A 21,821-nucleotide genomic window follows, 5' to 3' on the forward strand; every position below is an offset into this window, starting at 1 on the left:
CGATGACGGCCCCGCGACGCGGCGCCACCGCGGACGGGTGACTGGAGGCACGAGTGACCTCGTGGAGCATCTCCCCGGCGGAGGTCCGGGCCGTGCTGGAGCACGTACGGCTCGAGGCAGCCGGCCTCGACGACACCGTGCGAGGGATCGACACCGCGATCGCGGGGGCGCTCGACGCGTGCGCCGACAGCCCGGTCATCGGCGAAGCGCTCGCGATCTTCGTCGAGAACCGCGCGGTCGAGCTCAGGCTGGTGGACGCGCGGATCGACGATGCCGTGGCGGGCGCACTGACCGCCACGGTCGCGTACGAGCGCGGGGACGAGCAGATGGCGGCCGAGCAGCAGGCGATGGCCGCGTCCGTCGCGCTCGGCGGCCGTCTGGAATCGGTCGCCAGGAACGGCGCATGACCGCCGCGGCGATCGATCGGCGCTCGCTGCGCATGATCGTCCCGGACGCGATCCCGGGCAGCGACCTCGACGCCGACGCGATCCTGGACGCAGCGGTCGCGCTGACCACGCGCGCGCACGACCTGCGCGACGGCGGCGCGGCCGTCGTGCTGGCCTGGCGCGGTCTGTCGTCGTGCTACCAGGCGCCGGAGGCGCCGACGCTGTGGGCGCTGATGGACCCGGTCGAGCCGGCTGCCCGGTGGGTCGGTGACCGGCTCGGCCTCGTCGCCGGAGCGCTCCGGACGTTCGCCGAGGACGTGCGCCCGATCACGCGGGCGCTGCGCACCCTCCAGGACGACGCGCGCGCGTTCGTCCGACTGACCACCACCACGCCGGACTGGCAGTTCGACCAGGCGTTGGTCGACCGGAACACCGATCTGCGGGTGAAGGTCGATGCCCAGCAGATCGCCCTGTGGGACGCGGAGAGGCGGTGCGCCAACCTGATCGTCGGCCTCGACTGCCTGGCGGGGTGGCGCCCCATGACGTCCGTGGACGACCCGTGGGGGTACGGCGTCGAGGCCATCAGCCCCGACATCGTCATGCCGTGGGGGCCCGTCGTCCCGCGTCGGGACCCGTGCGCCAAGGCGGCCCTCGACGCGACCAAGCGCCTGCTCTGGGACGGGATCGTGGTCGACTCGTTGCTCGTGCCCCTCGAGGGCATCGTCGGCCTGGCCGGGTTCGGCCGCGACGGGTTCTCGCTCGAGACCGCCGCGACGGGATGGCGCGCGCTCGGGACGCTCGTCGGTGTCTCGGAGGACGGCGTGTCGCTCGGGACCGCCGGGGAGGCCTGGACGGCCGTCGGGAAGGCGGCCGTCGGGTGGGACCTCTGGGCGGACGACCCCGCACGCGCCGCCGGGAACGCACTCTTCACGGTGATGACGCTCGGCGCGGGGGTCGTGACGTTCGGCGCCACGGCTGGCGTCAAGGCCGGCACGACCGCCGTGGGGACGACGTCGCGGACCGCTCGCGCGGCTGCCGCGGTCTCCCGGGTGGGCGACCTCGTCGACCCGCTCGCCGTCACGCTCGCCGTCGCCTCGACAGGCCGGGCTGCGCTGCCACGGCTCGGCGAGCTGGCGAAGCTGGGGGGCGGGTCACCGCTCGTCCCGGACCTGCCGACGACACCGTCCGCGCCCGGCAGCCAGGTGCCGCGGCCGCCGGTCGACATCCCGCCGCCGGCGTGCCAGGCCCCGGCAGGTCCCGTCGGGGTGGCACAGGACTGCACCACGCAGGCGCCGGCGCCGCGTGCGACGCTCGATCTCGCGGGCCGGCCTTGAGCGGCAGCGCGCGGTCGCCGCACGGTCTCGGTCTGGTGCCCCCGATCGGCCGATCATGTTCGCCCGCTGAGGTGTCTCGCCCCGGTAGGGTGCGGCGACCAGCGACGACAGTCGCAGTGACCGGGCAGGGGACGGCGGACGGCGCATGCTGACATTCCTCATCATCGGAGGCATCGGCCTCGTCCTGCTGCTCGTGGCGCTCCCGCTCGGCGACGTGCTGGACTTCGGCGACGGTGCGCTGTCCGGGACGTCGCTCGGTGCCGGCGCCGTCGTGTTCGGGGCCATCGGCGCGATCGTCACCGCCAACGGGCTCCCGACGGTGTGGGCGTACGTCGGCGCGGCGCTGTTCGCGGTGCTGACGGTGCTGGTCGTCCAACGGCTCGTCGCCCGCCTGCGCGCGACCGAGGACGGGCAGCCACGCTCCCTGACGGGCGTGACCGGCGTCGTCACCGCCACGATCACGCCGTCGGGCAGCGGCGAGGTCAGCCTCGACGACGCGCGCGAGCTCGAGCGCCGCCTCGCGTGGGCCGACGTCGCGATCGAGCCGGGAACCCGCGTCGTGGTCGTCGAGCAGTCCGGCAGCCGCGTGAAGGTCGAGCCCGTCGGCGCCGCGGAGCGGCGCGCGTCCTGACCCCTGCTCCCGCCCGACCACCCGCACCCCATCGACCCGCTCGACCCGCTCGACCTGCCCGACCCTGCCGAACCGCCCACCCTGAAAGAGGTCACCGTGGACGCCCTGTCCCAGCTCGCCGCCGAGACCGTGACGGTCGTCGCGGTCGCGGCGCTCGTCCTCGCGCTCGTCGCGATCATCGCGTTCGTCGCGAAGCGCATCCGCCGCGTCCCCCCGAACGAGGCGCTCATCATCGTCGGCCGCGGCGCCGGCAAGACGGCCGCCGCCGAGTCGGGGCAGCGCGTCGTCGTCGGTGGCCGCGTGTTCGTCTGGCCGATCCTCCAGCAGGGCTTCCCGATCTCGCTCGAGCAGCGCCAGATCGGGATCACGGTCGAGGGCGTCGACAAGAACCGCATCAAGATCGCCATCAAGGCGTCGATCAACTTCAAGGTCCGCGGTGACGAGGAGGGCGTGCGTCGCGCCGCCCAGCGGTTCCTGTCCCAGCAGGGCACGCTCACCGAGATCATCAAGGAGTCCCTCGAGGGCTCGCTGCGCTCGATCGTCGGTGACATGACGATCGAGCAGATCATCTCCGACCGCAAGGGCCTCTCGGACCGGGTCGTCGACTCGACCAAGACGGACCTGGCCGAGCAGGGCCTCCAGGTGGACCTGCTCAACATCTCGGACATCTCGACGCCGGGCTCGGACTACCTGGGCAACCTGGGCCGCGCCGAGAACGCCCGCGCCCGCCAGGTCGCCGAGGTCTCCGAGGCCGAGGCGCAGCGGATCGCCGAGTTCGCCGTCATCGAGGCCGCCGAGCAGATCGCCGAGCGCCAGAAGGCGCTCGACCTCAAGAAGGCCCTCATCAAGGCCGAGACGGACCGGGCCAACGCCGAGGCCGAGGCCGCCGGCCAGCTCGCCCGCGCGCAGCAGGACCAGATCGTCGCCGCGCAGCAGCGCCAGGCGCTCGCCGAGCAGGCGCGCGTGACCGAGGAGGAGCTCGACATCTCGGTCCGCAAGCCCGCCGAGGCCGCGGCGTACGCCGCGGTCCAGCAGGCGACGGCGGAGCGCGACGCCGCGAACGCCGCGACCGAGGCCGACGCGTTCAAACGTCGGACGATCGCCGAGGCCAACAAGACGGCCGCGCTCCAGGACGCCGAGGCCGCCGCCGAGACCGTCCGTCGCGCCGGTGAGGCCGAGCGCGACCGCCAGGTGGCCCTGGCCGCCGGTGTCCGGGCCCAGGGCGAGGCGCGCGCCGCCGCGACCGAGGCCGAGGGCCGCGCCGAGGCCGCCGCCACCGACGCCAAGGCCGAGGCGCTCAAGAAGTACGGCCAGGCCGCCATCGCGCAGGAGGTCATCTCGCGCCTGCCCGAGATCGTCCGCGCGGCCGCCGAGCCGATCGGCGCCGTGGGCCAGATGACGGTCATCTCGACCGACGGCGCGTCGTCGCTCACGAAGAACGTCGCCTCGGTGCTCGGCGAGGGCCAGGAGATCATCAAGAAGCTCACCGGTCTCGACCTGTCCCAGCTCATGAGCGGCGTCGCGGGCGTCACCTCCTCGGCATCCCCGACGACGTCGTCGAGCTCGCCCGTGCCGTCCGCCGCCGCCGCCGCGACCAACCACGCCTCGGCCACCGACGGCTTCTCCTCCTGAGTGGTCCCGGGCCCGCTGCCGAGCGGCGGGCCGGGACCCTCGGCACGTGCGGCCCGGGAGGCGCCTCCCGCGTCGGTTTCCTAGCATGGGGACGACACGCGCCTGTCGAGGGGACCCATGGCACCGGTCGAGCACGCCGCATCGTCGCCCGAGCACGCGGCGCCGCCCCCCGAAACCCTTTTCGCCACCGACGGTGACCCCTACCTCCTGGAGCCCGAGGGGGTACGCGAGCCGCCGACCACGTGGCGGGGCTCGATCCGGTTCTTCGGACCCGGTCTGATCATCTCGGCGTCGGTGGTCGGCGCCGGCGAGCTCATCACCGCGACGGCCCTCGGCGCGGAGGCCGGGTTCATCCTCCTCTGGCTCGTCGTCTTCTCGACGCTCGTGAAGATCGCGGTGCAGGTCGAGATGGCGCGCTACTCGATCGTCACGGGCCAGGGCGGCATGGAGGGCTACGCGAAGGTCCCGCCGCGGTTCGGCAAGGTCGGCTGGGTCTTCGCGATGTGGGCGCTCATGGCGCTGTCGAAGCTCATCCAGACCGGCGGGCTCATCGGCGGGATGGCGGCCGCGCTGAGCATCCTGTTCCCGCTCGGGTCCGGCCCGCTGGAGACGACGTCGCTGACGATCTGGGCCGTGATCGTCACCGTGCTCGCGATCGTCACGCTCTACTCCAACCGGTACAGCCTCATCGAGAAGGTCGCGGTCTTCCTCACGATGACCTTCGTGGTCGTCACCGTGGTGATCGCGCTCGGCCTCCCGCTCACCGAGTTCGCGTACTCGGGCGGCGAGCTCGCGTCCGGCCTGTCGTTCCAGCTCCCGGCCGGCGCGCTCGGGATCGCGATCGCCATGTTCGGCCTCACCGGCGTCGGCTCCGAGGAGATCACGGCCTACACGTACTGGTGCCTCGAGAAGGGCTACGGCCGCTGGTCCGGCCCCAACGACGGGAGCGCGGACTACAAGCGCCGCGCGCGCGGGTGGATCGCCGTCATGCAGCGCGACGCGCTCACCGCGTGGATCATCTACACGGTCGCGACCATGTCCTTCTACATCATGGGCGCCGCCGTCCTGCACCCGCAGGGCCTGGTGCCGCAGGGCAACGACATGATCCTCGTGCTCTCGGAGACGTACTCGAGCGTGCTCGGCGACTGGGGTCGGATCCTCTTCCTGATCGGCGCGCTGGCCGCGCTCGGCTCGACCATCTGGGCGGCGATCCCGTCGTGGTCGCGGTCCTGGGCGAACGCGCTGAGCATCCTCGGCGTCTACGACTGGACGGACTGGAAGAAGCGCAACAGCTGGATGCGGTTCTTCATCGTCGTGCTGCCGCTGATGTGGCTCGCGACCTTCCTGTGGATCCAGTCGCCGTTCGTCATGATCCTCATCGGCGGGATCGCGGGCGGGATCTTCCTGGCCGCCGTCGCCGTCGCGGCCTGGTACCTGCGCTACACCGAGGTCGAGCCGGACCTCCGCGGCGGCCGCTTCGCGAGCGTCGCGCTCGGCGTGAGCGGCGTCGCCATCCTGCTGCTCGGTGCGTACAGCGCGCTGAGCGCAGCCGGCCTGGTCAGCGTGGGCTGAGAGATCACCGCGCATCCCTCGTCCGACCCCGCGCCCGACGACGGCGCGGCGCAGGTTGCGCGGCCGCCGCACCCTGGCGCGGGGCCCCCGATCGGCACCGAGGACGCGGCGTACCCGCTCACGTCACGGGCGGCGTCGACCCTCGGCGAGCTCGATGCCCTGGTGGTGGGGTGCCGCGCGTGCCCGCGGCTGGTCGCGTGGCGCGAGTCGGTGGCGGAGGTGAAGCGGGCCGCCTTCCGGGACGAGACGTACTGGGCGCGCCCGTTACCGGGGTTCGGGGACGAGCGGGCGCGCGTCGTCGTCGTCGGCCTCGCGCCCGCCGCGCACGGCGGCAACCGGACCGGCCGCATGTTCACCGGCGACTTCAGCGGCGACTTCCTGTTCGCGGCGCTGCACCGCACGGGCTTCGCGTCCCAGCCGACGTCGACGCACCGCGGCGACGGGCTCGCCCTGACGGGGCTCCGGATGACCGCGCCCGTACGGTGCGCGCCGCCCGCGAACGCGCCGACGCCGAGCGAGCGACGCACGTGCGGGCCGTGGCTCGAGCGCGAGCTGGAGCTGCTGGAGCCCGACGTCGCGATCGTGCTCGGCGGCTTCGGGTGGCAGGCGCTGCTCGCGACGCTCACCGAGCAGGGCTGGTCGGTTCCCCGCCCTCGGCCGAAGTTCGGCCACGGCGTCGAGGTGCGGATCGACGGGCCCGAGGGACGCTCGATCACGCTCCTCGGCTGCTTCCACGTGAGCCCGCACAACACGTTCACCGGCCGGTTGACGCCCGAGATGCTCGACGAGGTCCTGCTCCGCGCCCGTGCGCTGACGGGCCGTTAACCGGGCGTCTGGTGTGCCGACGACGGTGGCGTCGGCGGCGTCGCATCGCGTATCCCGTCCCGGACCGCGCGACGGACCACCCAGTACAGGATGAGCGCTCCGATGACGAGCGGGATCACCGAGGCCGCCACCACGACGAGGGTCCACATGACGTCGTACCCCGCGGGCATGAACATGCGGCGAACCATAGCGGCGCCGCCCCCATCGCGGGGCCGAGTCACACCTCCGGATGCCACGACACGCGCCAGTTCGCTGGTCCGGTGCCGAGTTCGCTGGTCAGGACCAGCGAACTCGAGTCCGGAGCAGCGAACTCGGAACCGGGACGGGTGACTGGCCTAGGCTCCCGCCATGGCCCGGTACTTCGACGTGCACCCGACCGACCCGCAGCCCCGGAGCATCGCGCAGGCGGTGGCGCTCCTGCGCGACGACGCGCTCATCGCCTACCCGACGGACTCCTGCTACGCGCTGGGCTGCCGGCTCGACAGTCACACCGGCGCGGACCGGATCCGCTCGATCCGGCACCTCGACGACAAGCACCACTTCACGCTGGTGTGCGCCGACTTCGCGCAGCTCGGTCAGTTCGTCCAGCTCGACAACGCGGCGTTCCGGGCGATCAAGGCGGCGACGCCGGGGGCGTACACCTTCATCCTCCCCGCGACCAAGGAGGTGCCCCGCCGGCTCGCCCATCCGAAGAAGCGCACGGTCGGCGTCCGGATCCCCGACAACCCGGTGGCCCAGGCGCTGGTCCGCGAGCTCGGCGAGCCGCTGCTGTCGAGCACGCTCCTCCTGCCCGGTGCCGCGGAGCCCATGACCGACGGCTGGCAGATCAAGGAGGAGCTCGACCACCTGGTCGACGCCGTGATCGACGCGGGCGATCGCGGCACCGAGCCGACCACGGTCGTCGACTGGTCGGAGGGGTTCCCCGACGTCGTACGCGTCGGCGCGGGAGACGCCGCCCGGTTCGGCTGACGAGGCGGTGCGGGCCGGTTTGGCCCGAGAACGTGTGCGTGAGAGCCTGGGCAGGAGCCTGCGACCAGGCTCCCGGACGAGGGGTGCCGTACCCGGAGCGCGACAAGACGGCCCGCTGGAGGTCGTCATGGCGTGGAGCATCCTCGTTCTTTCCGGTGTGCTCGAGGCGGTGTGGGCCACCGCGTTGGGCAGGTCCGAGGGGTTCAGCAAGCTCGGGCCGACGCTCGTCTTCCTCGGTGCTCTCGTGGCGAGCATGGCCGGGCTCGCTTACGCGATGCGTGAGCTGCCCATCGGCACCTCCTACGCGGTCTGGGTGGGGATCGGGGCGACGCTGACCGTCGTGTACGCGATGGCCACCGGCGCCGAGGCCGTCTCCGTGCTCAAGATCGTGTTCCTCGGCATGATCGTCGGCGGCGTCGTGGGCCTGAAGCTCGTCAACTGACGGGCGATCGAAGCGCTCGTGGCGCGTCGACGCCCCGTATACGCTGCGTATACTTCGGTGCGTGACGATGACGACGATCAAGGTCGACGCAGTGGTACGGGACCGCCTCAACGCCGAGGCGCGCCGGCGCGGGCTCACTGCAGGCAGCTTCGTCGAAGAGCTGCTCGAGAGCTGGGCGCGCGACCAGCGGTTCGCCGCGATGCGCGAGGCGATGGCGTCGACGGCACCGGCTGACGAGGCGTCGTACGCGGAGGAGACGGCCTCCTTCGACGCCCTCGCGGACGATGCGGTGCCTGACGAGCGGCCGTCCAGACCCCCCACCCCGTGACATCGCCGCACGCGCTCCAGCGCGGAGCCGTGGCATGGCTCGACCTCGACCCGACGCGTGGGCGGGAGCAGGCGGGGTTCCGGCCGGCACTCGTGGTCGCGTCGCGCCAGTACGTCGAGACCGTCACCAGGCTCGTGGTCGTCCTGCCGGTGACCACGACGGACCGCGGCTGGCCGAACCACGTGCTGCTGCGCGGGCGCCCGGGGCTCGACCGGCCGAGCTGGGCGATGACCGAGCAGGTCCGGACCGTCGCACGCGACCGGCTGGTCGAGGTCGTCGGGCTGGTCGACGACGCGACCTTGCGTGACGTCGACGTGTACCTGAAGGACTTCCTCGGGCTGTGAGCCCCCGCGACGTGTCAGACCCACAGGAACGTATAGCGCGCGCCAGGACTGACAACTCGCGATCGCGGCGACTTGTCAGACCTACAGGAACGTATAGCGCGCGCCAGGACTGACAACTCGCGACGGAACCGTGCCGGCACCCGGCACCCGGCACCACGTACGGGCAGCGCGCGCGAGCAGAAGAGCACCCGTTCGGAGGAACCCTTCACCCGACCGGGTGACTCGTACGCTCCCGGGCTTTCGCCCCAGTTGTCCGATTCTCCGGCCGGGTCGACCATGAGGCACCCCGGCGCCCGGCCCTCGCACCACCGGCTGGACCCCGCCCCGCCGGGCCCATGCACGGAAGGGATGCTCCGTGGCCGACACCGTCGCCGCCTCGATCCGCACCTCGATGCACGACATCGCGCTCGAGCGGGAGCGCATGCGCCGACGGCGCGTCTACCGGTTCGCCGCCGTCGTGATCCTGGTCGAGGCATGGTTCGTCGCGATGCCGCTGCTGGGTCGCTCACCGATCCCGGCCGTCCCCGCCCTCGACCCCATGATCGTGATCGCCGGCGCGTTCTTCCTCGCCCTCATCCTGATCCTCGGGGGAACGCAGGTCGCGGCCGGCCGGTCCCCTCACGTCACCTACCGCCCCGAGCAGGTCGACGTGACGATGGACGACGTCGTCGGCATCGATCCCATCAAGGAGGACGTGCGCCGCTCGATCGACCTCTTCCAGACCCACCGCCGCTTCGCCGACCAGATGGGCGGGACACCCCGCCGCGGTCTGCTGTTCGAGGGCCTGCCCGGCACGGGCAAGACGATGACGGCCAAGGCCATGGCCGCCGAGGCCGGCGTCCCCTTCCTGTTCGTCTCCGCGACGTCGTTCCAGTCCATGTACTACGGCGCGACCGCCAAGAAGATCCGCGCCTACTTCACGGCGCTGCGCAAGGCCGCGCGCGCCGAGGGCGGGGCCATCGGCTTCATCGAGGAGATCGACGCGATCGCGCTGCGCCGCGGGGGCGTGCTGGCCTCCGACGACGCCGCCGCCGGCCCGGGTTCTCCGTCCTGGCACGGGCGCGTCCCCGGTGTGGTGAAGAACCTCGTCGTGAGCGAGGGGACGGGCGGGGTCGTCAACGAGCTGCTCGTGCAGATGCAGTCGTTCGACGAGCCCACCGGATGGGCCAGGCTCGGCAACAAGCTGATCGCGCGCGTGAACCTGCTGCTGCCGGCGCACAAGCAGCTCAAGCAGAGCAGGCCGGTGCGCGCGCCGATCCTCCTGATCGCGGCGACCAACCGTGCCGACTCGCTCGACCCCGCGCTCCTGCGGCCGGGTCGCTTCGACCGTCGGCTCACCTTCCAGGCGCCGGACGTGCACGGCCGCCGCGCGCTCGTCGACCACTTCCTGACCAAGCGCCGTCACGACCCCGAGCTCGACGACCCGCAGCTGCGCGACCGCGTCGCCGCGGCGACGAACGGCTGGACGCCCGTGATGATCGAGCACCTGCTCGACGAGGCGCTGGTCAACGCGTTGCGCCGCGGCGGCGACGCGATGACGTTCGTCGACATCGAGCAGGCCCGGATCACGGAGCTGGTCGGGATCGGGCAGCCGGTCGCGTACACCCGGGCCGAGCAGGAGCTGATCGCGACGCACGAGGCGGGGCACGCCGTCGTCGCCTGGCTCGTGGCGCCGCACCGGACGCTCGAGGTGCTGACCATCGTCAAGCGCGGTGCGGCGCTCGGGCTGCTCGCGCACGGCGACTGCGAGGAGGTCTACACGCAGTCGTCGTACGACCTGCGGGCGCTCGTCCAGATCGCGATGGGCGGGATGGTCGCGGAAGAGCTGTTCTTCGGGCACACCACGACGGGTCCGGCGAGCGACCTCGCATCGGCGACGAAGACGGCGGCCCAGATGGTCGGAGCGGCCGGCATGACGGGCTCGCTCGTGTCGTTCCTGCCGACCGGGAAGGACCTCGTGACCTCGGTGCTGGGCGACCCGGCCGCGCGTGCGCAGCTCGAGCAGGTGCTGGGCGACGCGCGCGACAACGTGATCGAGCTGCTGTCGCGGTACCGGCACCTGGTCGAGGCGCTGCGCGACGCGCTGCTCGAGCGGCACGAGCTCATCGGCGACCAGATCACGGACGTGCTGGAGGCGGCGCGGAACAACCTCGCCCACGAGAAGGCGTTCGCGGAGGAGCTGCGGCGGTTCTCCGAGGTGTGAGGAATCACTGGCGCAGGATCTGCTCCATGCGTTCGAGCGTCGTTGCTGAGGATCGCAAAGCCACGGTGACCACCTTCGCCGTGAGCGCGGTCGTGCCGTAGTGCGCTCCGTCCTTCACGTCGAGCAGCCTGCCGAGTGCGGCTGCCACGTCGTCCGCGCCCTTCACCTGCCGGACCATCGCCACTGCCTGGCGGTGGTCCTGGCCGCGCGAGCACTCACCCAGGACATGCCCGCAGATCGCATCGGCGGCAGCGATCCCGGCGAGCACAGCAAGAGATGCGACGACCTGGCTGTACCCGCCGTCCTCGTCATCAGCAAGGTGCGCAACCTCGTTGAACTTGCGTGCGGCGTCCGCGCGGGCGCGCACGTCAGCCGTGGTCATCGCCCGCACCCGTGGATTGGATCGCGGGGTCATGCCTCTTCTTTCATGAGGTGGCGGACGTCGGTCCCGATCACGGTGTCGGCGTCCTCGAGCCACGAACGGACGATCGGGTCGTCGGCGCGGGATGCACTGACCAGGTCGGTTCGTGAGGTCAGGTGGACGTGGGCGTAGTTGCCGGTCCATGCGGGAACGTGGTGGTGGAGGTCCGCGACGAGCTGCTCGACCTCGGCCGCCGAGGGGAGCACGCGATCGGGCAGGACGAGCAGCAGGTCCACGTCGGACCGGGTGGTTGCCTCGCGACGGGCGACCGAGCCATAGATCGCCAGAGAGGGCCGCTTGTCCTCTCGGGGGTCAGGGAAGTGCTCCTCGAGGAGCTCGGCGAGCCTCGCCCGCAGCAACCCATAGGGGTCGTAGGTCTTGAGGGCGGCTGTCACGGCGGGGTAGGCCACGTGATGGCTGTTCAGCTCGTACTGGACGACGTTCCCGATGATCGTCGCCGTGACGACACCTTGAGCGGCAAGACGTTCGAGGGCGTAGCGGATACCGGTGCGCGAGCCGGCACCGGCTCGCCTGTGCACCTCGGGCGCGGTCTGCGGCTTGTTGACCCGGTGGAGCTGCTGCAGGACGACCCCTTCCATGCCGGGGATCAGCGCTGCGACCGGATTCGCCCAGTCCACGTCGCCTCCTTGGCGGGATCGATCTTGTCTGAACGCGCACTATGTTGCCTGAGCGGGCAAGCGATGGGCAACTCCTGACCGAGCGACGCCGAATGAGACGCATGCCCGGATCGTCGATGACCGACCTAGCGCTCACTGACGGGGCCCACGACCGGGAGGCCGAGAAGTCCCGCTGCACGCGCCGTCCCGCGGTCGAACGTGTGCACGGGGCGGCCGAGGCGGCCGCGAGGTGCAGCGCGTCGCCCGCTCTGAGTCCCGTCTCCGGCGTCTCGAGCAGCCGGGCGGCGAGCCGGAACCCGGCGAACCCGACGTCGACCATCGTGAAGGACGTTCTCACCAGCGTGTCGAACGCCGCCGACGCCGTGATCCGGCCCGGCGTATCGAGGTACCCGAGGCGCACCGTGGCTGACAGCGCGGCGTGGACGTCCTGGTACGGCATCGCGTCGGTCATGCCGCGGAGCCAGGCCAGGTCGACCGGACTCTTGGCCGGCCGGATCGGCGAGACCGTGGCCACGGGCCGCCCCCGCTTGGTGATCTCGACGGTCTCGCCCGTCTCGACGGGCTTGATGAGCTCGCTCAGGTGAGCCTTGGCCTCGGCACCGCTGACGACGCGGTGGTGCTCGACGGTCATGTTCCGTGCCTCGTGACCAGGGAGATGGTCACGACGCTGCTGCGCTGGTGCCCGTGACGCGGAACGGGCGGAGCGTCGGTCACGCGGTCACTCGAGCAGCGCTCGGATCTCCGTCGCCGACAGCCGCGAGTCAGCCAGCTCACCGCCGCCCAGCACGCTGTCGAAGAGCGCCGACTTGCCCTCCTTGAGGGCCATCACCTTCTCCTCGATGGTCCCGGTCGCCACGAGCCGGTACACCACCACCGTGCGTCGCTGGCCGATCCGATGCACCCGGTCCACCGCCTGCGCCTCGACCGCCGGGTTCCACCACGGATCGAGCACGACGACGTAGTCGGCCTCCGTCAGCGTCAGCCCGAAGCCGCCGGCCTTGAGGCTGATGAGGAACACCGGCGCCTCCCCGGTCCGGAAGCGCTCGATGACCGCGGCCCGACGACGCGTGGTCCCGTCGAGGTAGGAGTGCTCGACGCCGCGCGCCTCGAGCCGGGTCCGGACCCGGGCGAGCACCCCGGTGAACTGGCTGAACACGAGCACCCGGTGCCCGTCGGCGACGATCTCGCGGAGCATGTCGTCGAGCACGTCCAGCTTCGTGGCCGGAACCCCGGCGTGCGCGGCGTCGACCAGGCTCGGGTCCAGGCTCAGGCGCCGCAGGAGCATGAGCGAGCGGAAGATCTCGAACCGGTTGCCGTCGAGGTCGTCGAGCAGGCCGAGCACCTTCTGGCGCTCGCGGTGCAGGTGCCGGTCGTAGACCGCGCGGTGGCGGGCGGCCAGCTCGACCTCGACCACCTGCTCGATGCGCGGCGGCAGGTCGGCCGCGACCTGCTCCTTGGTCCGCCGCAGCACCCACGGGCGGATCCGACGGCGCAGCAGGGCCAGTCGTTCGGCGTCGCCCTCGCGCTCGATGGGGGTGCGGTAGAGCTCCGTGAATCGCTGCGACGAGGGGAACAGCCCAGGCGCGACGAGCCCGAGCAGCGCCCACAGCTCCATGACGGTGTTCTCGAGCGGGGTGCCGGTGATCGCCACCTTGACCCGCGCGCCGAGCTGTCGGGCGCACGCGTAGGTCCGGGACTCGTGGTTCTTGACCATCTGGGCCTCGTCGAGCACGAGCACCGACCAGGGCAGAGCGGCGTAGTCGTCGAACTCCAGCCGGAACAGGGCGTAGGACGTGACGACGACGTCGGCCCCTGCGGCGACGTCGGCCAGGTCGGTCCCGCGCTTGGCCCGGGTGCGCTCGATGGTCCGGACGCGCAGGTCGGGCACGAAACGGGCGGCCTCGACCGCCCAGTTCCCGACGACCGAGGTCGGGGCGACGACGAGGAGCGGCGCGGCGGCCGTCACGGCGTGGCCGTCGGAGGCCACGTCGTCGGGCCGCTCCGCCCCCTCGGGGAGGACGGCGCCTGCGTCGAGCCGGAGCCGGGCCGCGAGGGCGAGCACCTGGAGCGTCTTGCCCAGGCCCATGTCGTCGGCCAGGATCCCGCCGAGCCCGCCCGTCCACAGCCGGCTCAGCCACTCGAAGCCTGCTCGCTGGTAGGGGCGCAGGTCCGCCCGCACGGATGGAGGCACCGGGACGTCGTCGGGCAACGCCTCGAGGCGCCGCAGGTCGGCGATCACCTCCCGCCATGCCCGCGCCTGCCCGAGAACCACGCCGAGCGCCTCGAGCTCGCCCCACGCGCCCGCCTGGAGCCGGCTGATCCGCAGCTGGCCTCTCGGCGCGTCCTGCAGCGCCCGGGCCTCCTGGACCAGGGTGCGCAGGCTCTCGAGCGCGGGGGTGTCGATCCGCAGCCACAGCCCGTCGGCGAGCAGCAGCCGGTCCTCCCCGAGCGTGAGCGCGCGCAGCAGCGGCGCGAGCGGCACCTCGCGGTCCCCGACCCGCACGTCGATCTGCAGGTCGAACCAGTCGCGGTCGGCACCCGGCGCGGCGAGCCCGGCGGTAGCGCCAGGAGCAGCCCCGGGTACGCCGGGACTCGGTGCCGACGGCGCGGCGTCGACCTCGATGCGGGGCTCGTGCTCGGCCTGGCGGTAGTCCGCCAGGTCGCCGACGACGACGACGTCGACGTCCGGCAGGGCGCGCAGCGCGGGCAGCACCGAGCCGACGAGCTCGACCGTCTGCCAGGGACCGAGCCTGCACCGCTCGGCGAGCTGGACCGGGCCGCCCGGTGCGGCCGGCACGGCGGTCAGCAGGGACTCGAGCACGCCGGTGCCCGAGCTCGTCGGGGCGGCTGCCGCGGCGTCGGGCACGGTGTGGTCGAGGGTCGCGACCACGGCCGCGAGGATGCGGGCCTCGTCGTCGGGCGATCGCCACGACTGCTCTCCGGGCACGCGCCGCAAGGGGACGGTGTGCGTCGCCGTGCCGTCGTCGGCGCGATACTCCCACTCCCACTCGAGGTCGACCGTGTGCTCCTCGCCGGCCCGCACGACGAGCTGCAGCACCGCGCGCGGCGGAGCGGGCAGCTCGACCGACCCGTCCCGGGTGTCGACCCGCATCCGCGCGGCCAGGCGGGGGTAGTACTCGCGCCAGAACCGGTCCGCCTGCGCCGCGGGCACGCGCAGCACCTGTCCGGCGCGCAGCAGCGCTGCGGCCTCGGCAGCGAGCGGCTCGGCGAACCGGGCCAGGGTCAGGGTGCGGTTCTTGGGCACCGGCTCGGCGTCGTCGGCGGCGGACCACCAGTAGGCACCGGTCGGTTCGCGGCCCCCGATGAGGTGGAGACGGTTCGGGTCGATCGGCTCGCCGCCTGCGTGCCCGTCGGCCTGCCCGGTGACAGGCCCCGCGACCTGCCCGGCGACGTGCCCGTCGGCCGTGCGCCGGACCTCGCCGTCGACCAGGACGCCGGGGGCGACGACGATGGCGTCGCCGTCGGCGCGCAGGTCCACGAGCGCCCGGGCCGGGGCGGCGAGGAGGGTCACCGGGGCCTCGTCGTGCCGGGCGTGCACGAGCGGGACCCCCGCGTCACGGAGGTCGTCGAGCGCCTGCCAGAGCGCGCGCCCGCCGATGTCGTCGAGGTAGACCGAGACGTCGCCGCCGTAGTACCGGTACGTCCCGCCGTGCCCCGACGCCGCCAGGGAGTGCAGCGCACCCAGCGCGGCCACGGGCCGCGCGTCGAACCGGTACGCGTACCCGTGGACGACGTCGGCCCACGAGATGCCGGTGCGCACCCACCGTCCGCGCGCGCCACGCACGACCGGCCGTGCCGCGAGGCGGAATCGCTCCGAGGCGCCGCGGCCGGGCCGCGCGGGAAGCGCCATCAGCTCGAGCTGCAACGCGAGCGGCTGCCCGCGCGAGGGCGGCGGCTGCTCCTGGTGGAGCGCCGCGTCGAGCAGCCGCTGCCAGGCCGGCACGGGCGGCGCGGCGGGGCTCGCCCGGCGGCCGGCGCGCTGGCGCGGGGTCACCGTCCCGGGCGACGATCCGCGGGGTCCGGGGGATGCGGGGGGCGCTGTCGGCCCGCCGTCGAGCAGGACGCCTCCTGCGGCGTCCGACCGGGTCTGGAGCAGCAGCGCCGCGGCATGCTTGCAGCTCGACCCCACCGGGCACGTGCAGGACGAGTCGACGACGCGCATGGTCCCCGTCGCGGTCGGCTTCATCGCCACCGTGGTCGAGTAGGTCGACCGTCCGGACCCGCGCACGGTCCCGCTCAGGGTCGACGCACCACCGTCCCACCGTCGCGTCAGGACTCGCCCGCCTCGCGCGTAGTCGGCACCGCGCGCATACGCGCCCCCGCCGACGACGCGGCGGATCTCGCCATCCTCGATCGCGAGCTGCATGCCCGCCTCACCCCCGTTCCGGCCCTCGGCGGGACGCTACAAGCACCCTCCGACAACCGGGCCCGGGACACGCTCTCACCTCTGCGGGCCGGCGCTCGTCGCACCCGTACCGGACCGTTCTTCGGTCGTGAACCCTACCGTCCTTCGGGCGCGCGCCCACCGGGTGGTTGCCCCCCCGGACTCACCGCTCCACGGGGGCCTCCACGCGGCGTCGGGCCTGGGCCTTGTGCTCGTACAGCGCCCGGTCGGCGTGCAGGTACAGCTCCTCCTGGTCGCCGCCGTCGACGCCGAGCGTCGCCGTGCCGGTGCTGCAGCCGATGCGGGCGCCGAGGAGGTCGCGGATGCGCTCGGCCTGGCGGGCGGCGTCGGCCGCGGAGCAGTCGGGCAGGAGGACGGCGAACTCGTCGCCGCCGAGGCGTCCGACGCCGTCGCCCGCACGGACGGCAGCCGTGAGCCGGTCGGTCACCCAGCGGAGCAGCTCGTCGCCGGCGGCGTGGCCGTGGGTGTCGTTGACGGCCTTGAAGTCGTCGAGGTCGAGCAGGAGCAGCGACAGCGGCGCCGGCGTCCGGGCGACGCGGGAGAGAGCGGCGGTGAACTGCTCGTCGAAGCCGCGGCGGTTGAGGGCGCCGGTCAGGGCGTCGGTCCGGGAGAGCGCCGTCAGGCGACGGCGCTGCAGGGCCGCGTACCGGCCGTGGGTCCCGCAGGCGACGGCCAGGGCGAGGAAGATCATCATGGTCGCGCCGACGAACCACGGCTCCGGCGAGCCGATGGTCGCGCCGATCGCCACGTAGACGACGGAGAGCGCGCCGATCGCCGGGATCGCGATGCGCAGCGGGGCGCTGAGCGCGATCAGCGGGATCGTGTTGAGCAGGCCGAGCGAGGTCGGTGACTCGACGCCGCCGTCGCGCACCACGATCACCGCGCACAGGACGACCTCCAGCACGGTCACGGCGTTGAGGTACCGCAGCCCCCGCCGCGACTGAGCCATCCTCCCGGCGCTCAGCACCACACCGAGACCGATCGCCGCGCCCACGAGGGCGAGCACCAGCAGCACGGTGGCTTGCGGCCGGTCGAAGGCGGCGACGTAGTACGCACCGACCGCGAAGCTGAAGGCGCTGAGCCAGCCCATCTGCGCGACGGCGTGGCGCTGGCGCTCGGTGCGCGCGACGGCGGGGGTCCTCGTGACCGAGCCCTCGGCCGGCGCCGCGACGGGCTCGCGGGCGGAGCGGCCGCTCGAGACCTTGTCGGCGTAGAGACGCTCGTCGGCGATCCGGCGCAGCTCGTCGGGGCCGACGCCGTCCGTCGGGTAGGTGGCGTACCCGACGCTCGAACGGACGTGGTCTGCGAGGAGGTTCCGCAACCGCTCGCTCACGGCGGCCGCCTGGCCAGGTGTCCCGCCCGTCAGGACGGCGGCGAACTCGTCACCGCCGACCCGACCGACCGCGTCGTGCGTGCGCACGCCCGCCTTCAAGGTCTGCCCCGTCCACCGCAGGAGCTCGTCCCCGGCACCGTGACCCAGCGCGTCGTTGGTCTCCTTGAAGTCGTCGAGGTCGAAGAGCACCACGGTCACGGGCTGACCGCTCCGCGCCGCTCGGGCGACCTCCTGCGCTACCCGTCGGTCGAAGGCACCTCGGTTCAGGCACCCGGTCAGCGGGTCGAGGTCGGCCATCGCCGCGAGCCGGCTGCGCATCGAACGCAGCGAGTGCGCATGGAAGGAGCAGACGCCGGCGAGCATCGCGAAGCCCGCCGTGTAGGCGACCGCGTGCCCGGGTGGAGCCGGCCCGCCCACCATGGCGACGACGAGATACCCCCCGAGGCCCACGGCGCCGTAGACGAGGAACCACCGCCAGCTCACCACGATGGCCAGCAGCGTGATGCCGGCGAGCGGGAGCGTGCCGAGCGGGCTCGCGATGCCCCCGTCGAGGTACGCGAGGGCGGCGAACGCGGCGAGCGTCAGGAAGGAGAGGCTGGGCGCGACGACGACCGAGGCGCGCAGGCGTGACAGCCGCAGGACGGCGACCAGCGCAGCGAGACCCACCACCAGCAAGGATGCGGTGAGGATCAGCATCTGAGGCCGGTTGGCGTCCTCCCACGTGCCCCAGAGGTACGGCACCGTCAGCGCCATCGACGCCGACAGCCCGATCGCGGCTCGCCGGATCACCAGCGCCACCTTGCGGCGACCGTCCGGCTTCCGGCTGCTCATGCGTCCCCCGTGACGGGCTCTGGCCGGGCCGCTACCCGGTGGGTCGGTGACGACTCCCGTGCATCATCGGCGCGCGGGTGGGCGTGGTGAGCACGATGTCACCCGACTGCCCCCTGGCCGGGCGGGTGAACTTGGTGCGCGTCGCGTCGAGGAGCGTCAGGGCGGCGAGGGACGGGGCCGTCGTGGATGCTCGTGCCGGTCGTCGGAACAGCAGCGCGCCGGAAGCCGTTGGACACCGGCATGAGAGCAGTCGCGTACTCCCGCTTCGGCGGTCCTGAGGTCCTCGAGGTCGTCGACCTGCCCGTTCCCAAGGTGGGGGCGGACTCGGTGCTGATCCGCGTGCAGGCCACGTCGGTGAACCCGGTCGACCGCGTGATCCGCGAGGGGCACCTCGACGGGTTGATGGACACCGTGTTCCCCGTGGTCCCGGGATGGGACGTCGCGGGTGTCGTCGAGCGACTGGGCCTCGATACCCCGGAGCTCGCGGTCGGCGACGAGGTGATCGGCTACGTGCGCAAGGACGCCGTCATCGGCGGGACAGCGGCCGAGCTCGTGTCCGCTCCCGTGCGCACGTTGGCGCGGAAGCCGGCGTCGCTGTCCTGGGAGGAGGCGGCCGGGCTGCCCCTCGCGGGGCTCACGGCGTACCAGTCGCTGCGTCGGCTCGGCGTGACCTCGGGCGACACGGTGCTCATCCACAACGCGACCGGAGGCGTGGGGAGCTTCGCGGTGCAGATCGCGAAGGCGTTCGGCGCGCGCGTCATCGGAACGGCCTCGCCGGCCCGGCACGACTACGTGCGCGGCCTCGGCGGCGAGCCGGTCCCGTACGGCGACGGGATGGTCCACGCCGTACGTGCGCTTGCTCCCCAAGGCGTGGACGTGGTGCTGGACCTGATCGGCGGCGGGGTCGTGGCGACGACGCCCGACGTCGCGACGTCGGCGGTGCGGCTGGGTTCCGTGGCCGACGCCGCCGTCGCCGAGCACGGTGGCACGTACCTGTGGGTGCGGCCGGACTCGGGGGATCTCGCCGAGCTGGGCCGGCTGGCGGACTCGGGCGCCCTGCGGGTCGAGGTCGCGCGGGTGTTCCCGCTCGAGGAGACGGCTGCGGCCCACGAGCTCAGCGCGTCGGGGCACGTCCAGGGGAAGGTCGTCATCCGGGTGGGGTGAGCATTGCGGGCTCATCGCGATCGAGGGTGTAGTCGGGCCTGAGTCCGCAGGCGTCAAGCTCACGTGGTTGATGGTCGGCGCCCACTCAGCCTTCCTCGTCGCGTTCATCGTCGTCCCCGCGTCGACGGAACGCTCGCCCGGCGATGCCGCTGGAGAGCTTGCCCGTCACCGATCTGGCCCTGTCAAGGGTCTCGTTACCGAGGAGCCTGGCGGCATCGACGCCCCCTGCTCCCGTCTCGAGCGCCTTGTCCCTCACCTCCACGGCTGCGTCCACCCATCGTCTGGCTTCCCATGACTGACGATCGCGCTCGATCCCGAGCCGACCGTGGAAGTCGACGACGGCGACCGCGACATGGTTGCTCGAATCCACCACAGCCCTGGACGGCTTCGGGTGCAGCAGCACCTTCGTGTTGGCCGTGCCAGCAGCCGCATCCATGCGAGCCAACAGGTGTTGGGTGCTCCGTGCGATGAGTTGCAACCGGTTCTGCCGGGCAGCCCTCAGGGCGAGGCGATGCTGGTCCAGCTCCTCCGGAGACGCGTCCAGCACCCGGTCGAGCTCAAGCACGGCGATCGCATCCTGCAGCTGGAAGCAACGAGCCAGAACAGCGAGCCCCTCCTGGACCTTGGACTCGGCTTCCTTGGACGCCGTGGCGAGATCTCCGATCTTGGTCTTGTCTTCCATCTTCTTCGCGAGTGCGTCGAGCTGCCGCAACGCGTACGCCTGGGTTCGCGCGAGCGTCACCGACGTGGCTTGCACCTTCGACCACGTCACCTCGGAGACCCGACCCACCTGCTCTCGGATGATCATCGCCTCCTCGATCACGAGGTCCACCCCGATCATGTCCGCCAGCACGGCATCCTTCTGGGCGCGGAGCAGGTCGTCGACCTTCTGATCGATCGTGGCGAGATAGTCGGTGATCTCGTCCATTGCCTGCTGCATCGCAACCTGCGCCATGATCCCCGCGGCACCAGCCAGAACCGCCGGGTTGGTCGCAAGCGATCCGGGCCCCCTCACGAACTGGACGATCCCCTTGATCTGCCCGCCCTTGCCCTGCACCACACCTGAACTGAGCCCTGTCTTCGAGCTCGTCATCAGCCCGAACTTCTTGATCTGCTCCGCGGACTCCTGAGTCAGCTTCACCCAGCGCCCGGAGTTGGCGGCAATCTCGGAACCGGCCTGGACGACTCCAGCCGCGGCACCGAGAGCAGGTCGGAGCCGTTGCAGTCCGAGGTCCTTCGACGGCAATCCTTCAGAGATGAGGAAGCGTTCGACAGCCGTCGGGTCGCCGATGACCGCCAGGCCATCGCCGTCACTGATCAGCTGAATCTCGTCATCCACCGTCGACTCCTCAAGTGCGGACAGGGAAAGTCCTGCCAAAAGTGGGAACCATTCGCACGGCCCAGTCATCGCGTGGGGGCTCGAGCTCAGGACGTGTAGCGCTCCACCTCGACGACGTTGATGACGGCGTCCTGGGGAAGGTCCTCGAAGAAGCTCGCCTCGGTGACTGCCGCCTGCCCAGGCGCCAAGTTCTCCGCATAGGCAGAGGCCGTGCCGTGCTGCACCGCTCCGTCGGCACTGACCGCCACGATCTCCACCGTGTAGCTCATGGTCGCATTCGCGCTGTTCGTGATGGTGACAGGCAGGTCGACGCCGCCGTACTCGCCCCACACCGGCGTGCCCAGGACCGCATCACCGCTGATGTCGAGGTATCCCACGGTCTCTGCGGAGACCACCTCGAGCGCAGGAACCGTCATGGCCCCTCCGATCGCCGTCTCGTACTCGAGCGATCCAGAGACCTCGGCGTAGACGCGCAGGACGTCACCTTGTGTGATCGCGGCCAAGAGGTCCGCCTCACCGCCGAAGACGGCATTCGTCTCGAGCTCGTACTCGGCGGCCGGCTGGGTGGCACCTGCGTTCGCGCGGAAGGTGTCGGCACCAGTCGCGCTGTCGAACTGGGTGACCTCGGCAAAGATGACGATCTTCTGACCGGCAGCCGCGTCGGGGTCCTTGGCGATCAGAGCCCATCCGGCCGCGTCGACAGCCGCGAACTCCGCAAGGTTCACCTCGGGCGTCGTGGACTCGTCGGAGCCCGCGGCGCCCCCCTCCGCACCCGATGCAGCGCCGGGGGCGGCGTCTGCACTCGTGCCGGCGGTGCTGTCCTCACCACCGCCGGAGAGGGCTGCGATCGCGATGATCAGGAGAACGACGCCGACGACGATCCAGAGGAACACCTTCAGCCCGCGCTTCTTCTTCGGCGCCAGCTCCGACGGGACGGGGCCGACGGCGAACGGTGCTCCAGGCACCGGTCCGGCGGAGATGGGGGGACCTGGGACCGGCCCCG

The 21,821-nt window shown here is 72.2% G+C and carries 19 protein-coding genes, 1 pseudogene and 1 riboswitch; of the genes and pseudogenes, 12 read left to right on the top strand and 8 right to left on the bottom strand.

What is annotated here, in order from left to right; genetic code table 11:
- The first annotated feature begins 53 nt into the window (after positions 1-53).
- The 6 genes from HIR71_RS08280 to HIR71_RS08305 all read left to right on the top strand — a co-directional run bounded on the left by HIR71_RS08280 (position 54) and on the right by HIR71_RS08305 (position 6,380).
- Positions 54-407 (top strand): DUF6507 family protein, encoded by a 354-nt coding sequence (locus HIR71_RS08280; protein ID WP_169324593.1) that lies wholly within the window; start codon positions 54-56, stop codon positions 405-407.
- The gene (locus HIR71_RS08285) at positions 404-1,720 is read left to right on the top strand and encodes a hypothetical protein (protein ID WP_169324594.1); all 1,317 of its coding nucleotides are present in this window, start codon (positions 404-406) and stop codon (positions 1,718-1,720) included. Before HIR71_RS08280 ends, HIR71_RS08285 begins: the two co-directional genes overlap by 4 nt.
- A gap of 145 nt (positions 1,721-1,865) precedes the next feature.
- Positions 1,866-2,351 carry an NfeD family protein gene (locus tag HIR71_RS08290; RefSeq protein WP_169324595.1) on the top strand — a complete coding sequence of 162 codons (486 nt, stop codon included), beginning with the start codon at positions 1,866-1,868 and terminating at the stop codon, positions 2,349-2,351.
- 96 nt (positions 2,352-2,447) lie between these two features.
- Positions 2,448-3,983: an SPFH domain-containing protein gene (locus HIR71_RS08295; protein WP_311836180.1), complete on the top strand. Its 1,536-nt coding sequence runs from the start codon at positions 2,448-2,450 to the stop codon at positions 3,981-3,983.
- 117 nt (positions 3,984-4,100) lie between these two features.
- Positions 4,101-5,555, top strand: coding sequence for an Nramp family divalent metal transporter (locus tag HIR71_RS08300; protein WP_169324596.1), 1,455 nt, complete (start codon positions 4,101-4,103; stop codon positions 5,553-5,555).
- Between the two features lie 3 nt (positions 5,556-5,558).
- Complete coding sequence (locus tag HIR71_RS08305; protein ID WP_169324662.1) at positions 5,559-6,380, top strand: uracil-DNA glycosylase; 822 nt, start codon at positions 5,559-5,561, stop codon at positions 6,378-6,380.
- Here HIR71_RS08305 and HIR71_RS08310 read toward each other — a convergent pair.
- Entirely contained in the window at positions 6,377-6,556 is a 180-nt protein-coding gene (locus tag HIR71_RS08310) for a hypothetical protein (protein WP_169324597.1), read from the bottom strand. The two genes, HIR71_RS08305 and HIR71_RS08310, sit on opposite strands and share 4 nt — an antisense overlap.
- Positions 6,557-6,728: 172 nt before the next feature.
- On the opposite strand from HIR71_RS08310, the gene HIR71_RS08315 reads away from it, so the two are divergent.
- The 5 genes from HIR71_RS08315 to HIR71_RS08335 all read left to right on the top strand — a co-directional run bounded on the left by HIR71_RS08315 (position 6,729) and on the right by HIR71_RS08335 (position 10,666).
- Complete coding sequence (locus HIR71_RS08315) at positions 6,729-7,349, top strand: L-threonylcarbamoyladenylate synthase (protein WP_169324598.1); 621 nt, start codon at positions 6,729-6,731, stop codon at positions 7,347-7,349.
- Between the two features lie 51 nt (positions 7,350-7,400).
- A riboswitch (guanidine-III (ykkC-III) riboswitch) is annotated at positions 7,401-7,466 on the top strand.
- A gap of 10 nt (positions 7,467-7,476) precedes the next feature.
- Positions 7,477-7,791, top strand: coding sequence for a DMT family transporter (locus tag HIR71_RS08320; RefSeq protein ID WP_169324599.1), 315 nt, complete (start codon positions 7,477-7,479; stop codon positions 7,789-7,791).
- 61 nt (positions 7,792-7,852) lie between these two features.
- Positions 7,853-8,119, top strand: coding sequence for a toxin-antitoxin system protein (locus tag HIR71_RS08325; protein WP_169324600.1), 267 nt, complete (start codon positions 7,853-7,855; stop codon positions 8,117-8,119).
- Positions 8,116-8,463: a type II toxin-antitoxin system PemK/MazF family toxin gene (locus HIR71_RS08330; protein WP_311836181.1), complete on the top strand. Its 348-nt coding sequence runs from the start codon at positions 8,116-8,118 to the stop codon at positions 8,461-8,463. The genes HIR71_RS08325 and HIR71_RS08330 overlap by 4 nt, the downstream gene beginning before the upstream one ends.
- A gap of 355 nt (positions 8,464-8,818) precedes the next feature.
- Positions 8,819-10,666: an AAA family ATPase gene (locus tag HIR71_RS08335; protein ID WP_311836182.1), complete on the top strand. Its 1,848-nt coding sequence runs from the start codon at positions 8,819-8,821 to the stop codon at positions 10,664-10,666.
- A gap of 4 nt (positions 10,667-10,670) precedes the next feature.
- Here the strand turns inward: HIR71_RS08335 and HIR71_RS08340 are convergent, their stop codons facing one another.
- From HIR71_RS08340 to HIR71_RS08360, 5 genes and pseudogenes are all read right to left on the bottom strand, one after another.
- A complete protein-coding gene (locus HIR71_RS08340) occupies positions 10,671-11,057 on the bottom strand; it encodes a hypothetical protein (RefSeq protein WP_169324601.1) in 387 nt (128 codons plus the stop codon).
- Positions 11,058-11,077: 20 nt separating this feature from the next.
- A complete protein-coding gene (locus tag HIR71_RS16815; RefSeq protein WP_311836183.1) occupies positions 11,078-11,725 on the bottom strand; it encodes a DUF294 nucleotidyltransferase-like domain-containing protein in 648 nt (215 codons plus the stop codon).
- Between the two features lie 538 nt (positions 11,726-12,263).
- Positions 12,264-12,356: pseudogene (locus HIR71_RS17605) on the bottom strand (hypothetical protein); the annotation flags it as partial.
- Positions 12,357-12,443: 87 nt separating this feature from the next.
- Entirely contained in the window at positions 12,444-16,112 is a 3,669-nt protein-coding gene (locus tag HIR71_RS08355) for a DEAD/DEAH box helicase (protein ID WP_169324603.1), read from the bottom strand.
- Positions 16,113-16,293: 181 nt separating this feature from the next.
- Complete coding sequence (locus HIR71_RS08360; RefSeq protein WP_169324604.1) at positions 16,294-18,315, bottom strand: GGDEF domain-containing protein; 2,022 nt, start codon at positions 18,313-18,315, stop codon at positions 16,294-16,296.
- A 240-nt stretch (positions 18,316-18,555) separates the two neighbouring features.
- Here HIR71_RS08360 and HIR71_RS08365 point away from each other — a divergent pair, with 240 nt between their 5' ends.
- Positions 18,556-19,479 carry an NADP-dependent oxidoreductase gene (locus HIR71_RS08365; protein ID WP_169324605.1) on the top strand — a complete coding sequence of 308 codons (924 nt, stop codon included), beginning with the start codon at positions 18,556-18,558 and terminating at the stop codon, positions 19,477-19,479.
- 85 nt (positions 19,480-19,564) lie between these two features.
- On the opposite strand, the gene HIR71_RS08370 is transcribed toward HIR71_RS08365, so the two are convergent.
- Both HIR71_RS08370 and HIR71_RS08375 read right to left on the bottom strand, forming a co-directional pair.
- Positions 19,565-20,818: a hypothetical protein gene (locus HIR71_RS08370; protein ID WP_169324606.1), complete on the bottom strand. Its 1,254-nt coding sequence runs from the start codon at positions 20,816-20,818 to the stop codon at positions 19,565-19,567.
- Positions 20,819-20,904: 86 nt separating this feature from the next.
- Positions 20,905-21,783 carry a hypothetical protein gene (locus tag HIR71_RS08375; protein ID WP_169324607.1) on the bottom strand — a complete coding sequence of 293 codons (879 nt, stop codon included), beginning with the start codon at positions 21,781-21,783 and terminating at the stop codon, positions 20,905-20,907.
- Positions 21,784-21,821: the final 38 nt, after the last annotated feature.

It is taken from the genome of Cellulomonas fimi (genome assembly GCF_012952065.1).
Taxonomy (GTDB): domain Bacteria; phylum Actinomycetota; class Actinomycetes; order Actinomycetales; family Cellulomonadaceae; genus Pengzhenrongella; species Pengzhenrongella fimi_A.

Coding starts and splice junctions, on each gene's coding strand:
- HIR71_RS08285 (WP_169324594.1), top strand. CDS start 404: ATGACCGCCGCGGCGATCGATCGGCGCTCGCTGCGCATGATCGTCCCG.
- HIR71_RS08290 (WP_169324595.1), top strand. CDS start 1,866: ATGCTGACATTCCTCATCATCGGAGGCATCGGCCTCGTCCTGCTGCTC.
- HIR71_RS08300 (WP_169324596.1), top strand. CDS start 4,101: ATGGCACCGGTCGAGCACGCCGCATCGTCGCCCGAGCACGCGGCGCCG.
- HIR71_RS08310 (WP_169324597.1), bottom strand. CDS start 6,556: ATGTTCATGCCCGCGGGGTACGACGTCATGTGGACCCTCGTCGTGGTG.
- HIR71_RS08315 (WP_169324598.1), top strand. CDS start 6,729: ATGGCCCGGTACTTCGACGTGCACCCGACCGACCCGCAGCCCCGGAGC.
- HIR71_RS08320 (WP_169324599.1), top strand. CDS start 7,477: ATGGCGTGGAGCATCCTCGTTCTTTCCGGTGTGCTCGAGGCGGTGTGG.
- HIR71_RS08355 (WP_169324603.1), bottom strand. CDS start 16,112: ATGCAGCTCGCGATCGAGGATGGCGAGATCCGCCGCGTCGTCGGCGGG.
- HIR71_RS08360 (WP_169324604.1), bottom strand. CDS start 18,315: ATGAGCAGCCGGAAGCCGGACGGTCGCCGCAAGGTGGCGCTGGTGATC.
- HIR71_RS08365 (WP_169324605.1), top strand. CDS start 18,556: ATGAGAGCAGTCGCGTACTCCCGCTTCGGCGGTCCTGAGGTCCTCGAG.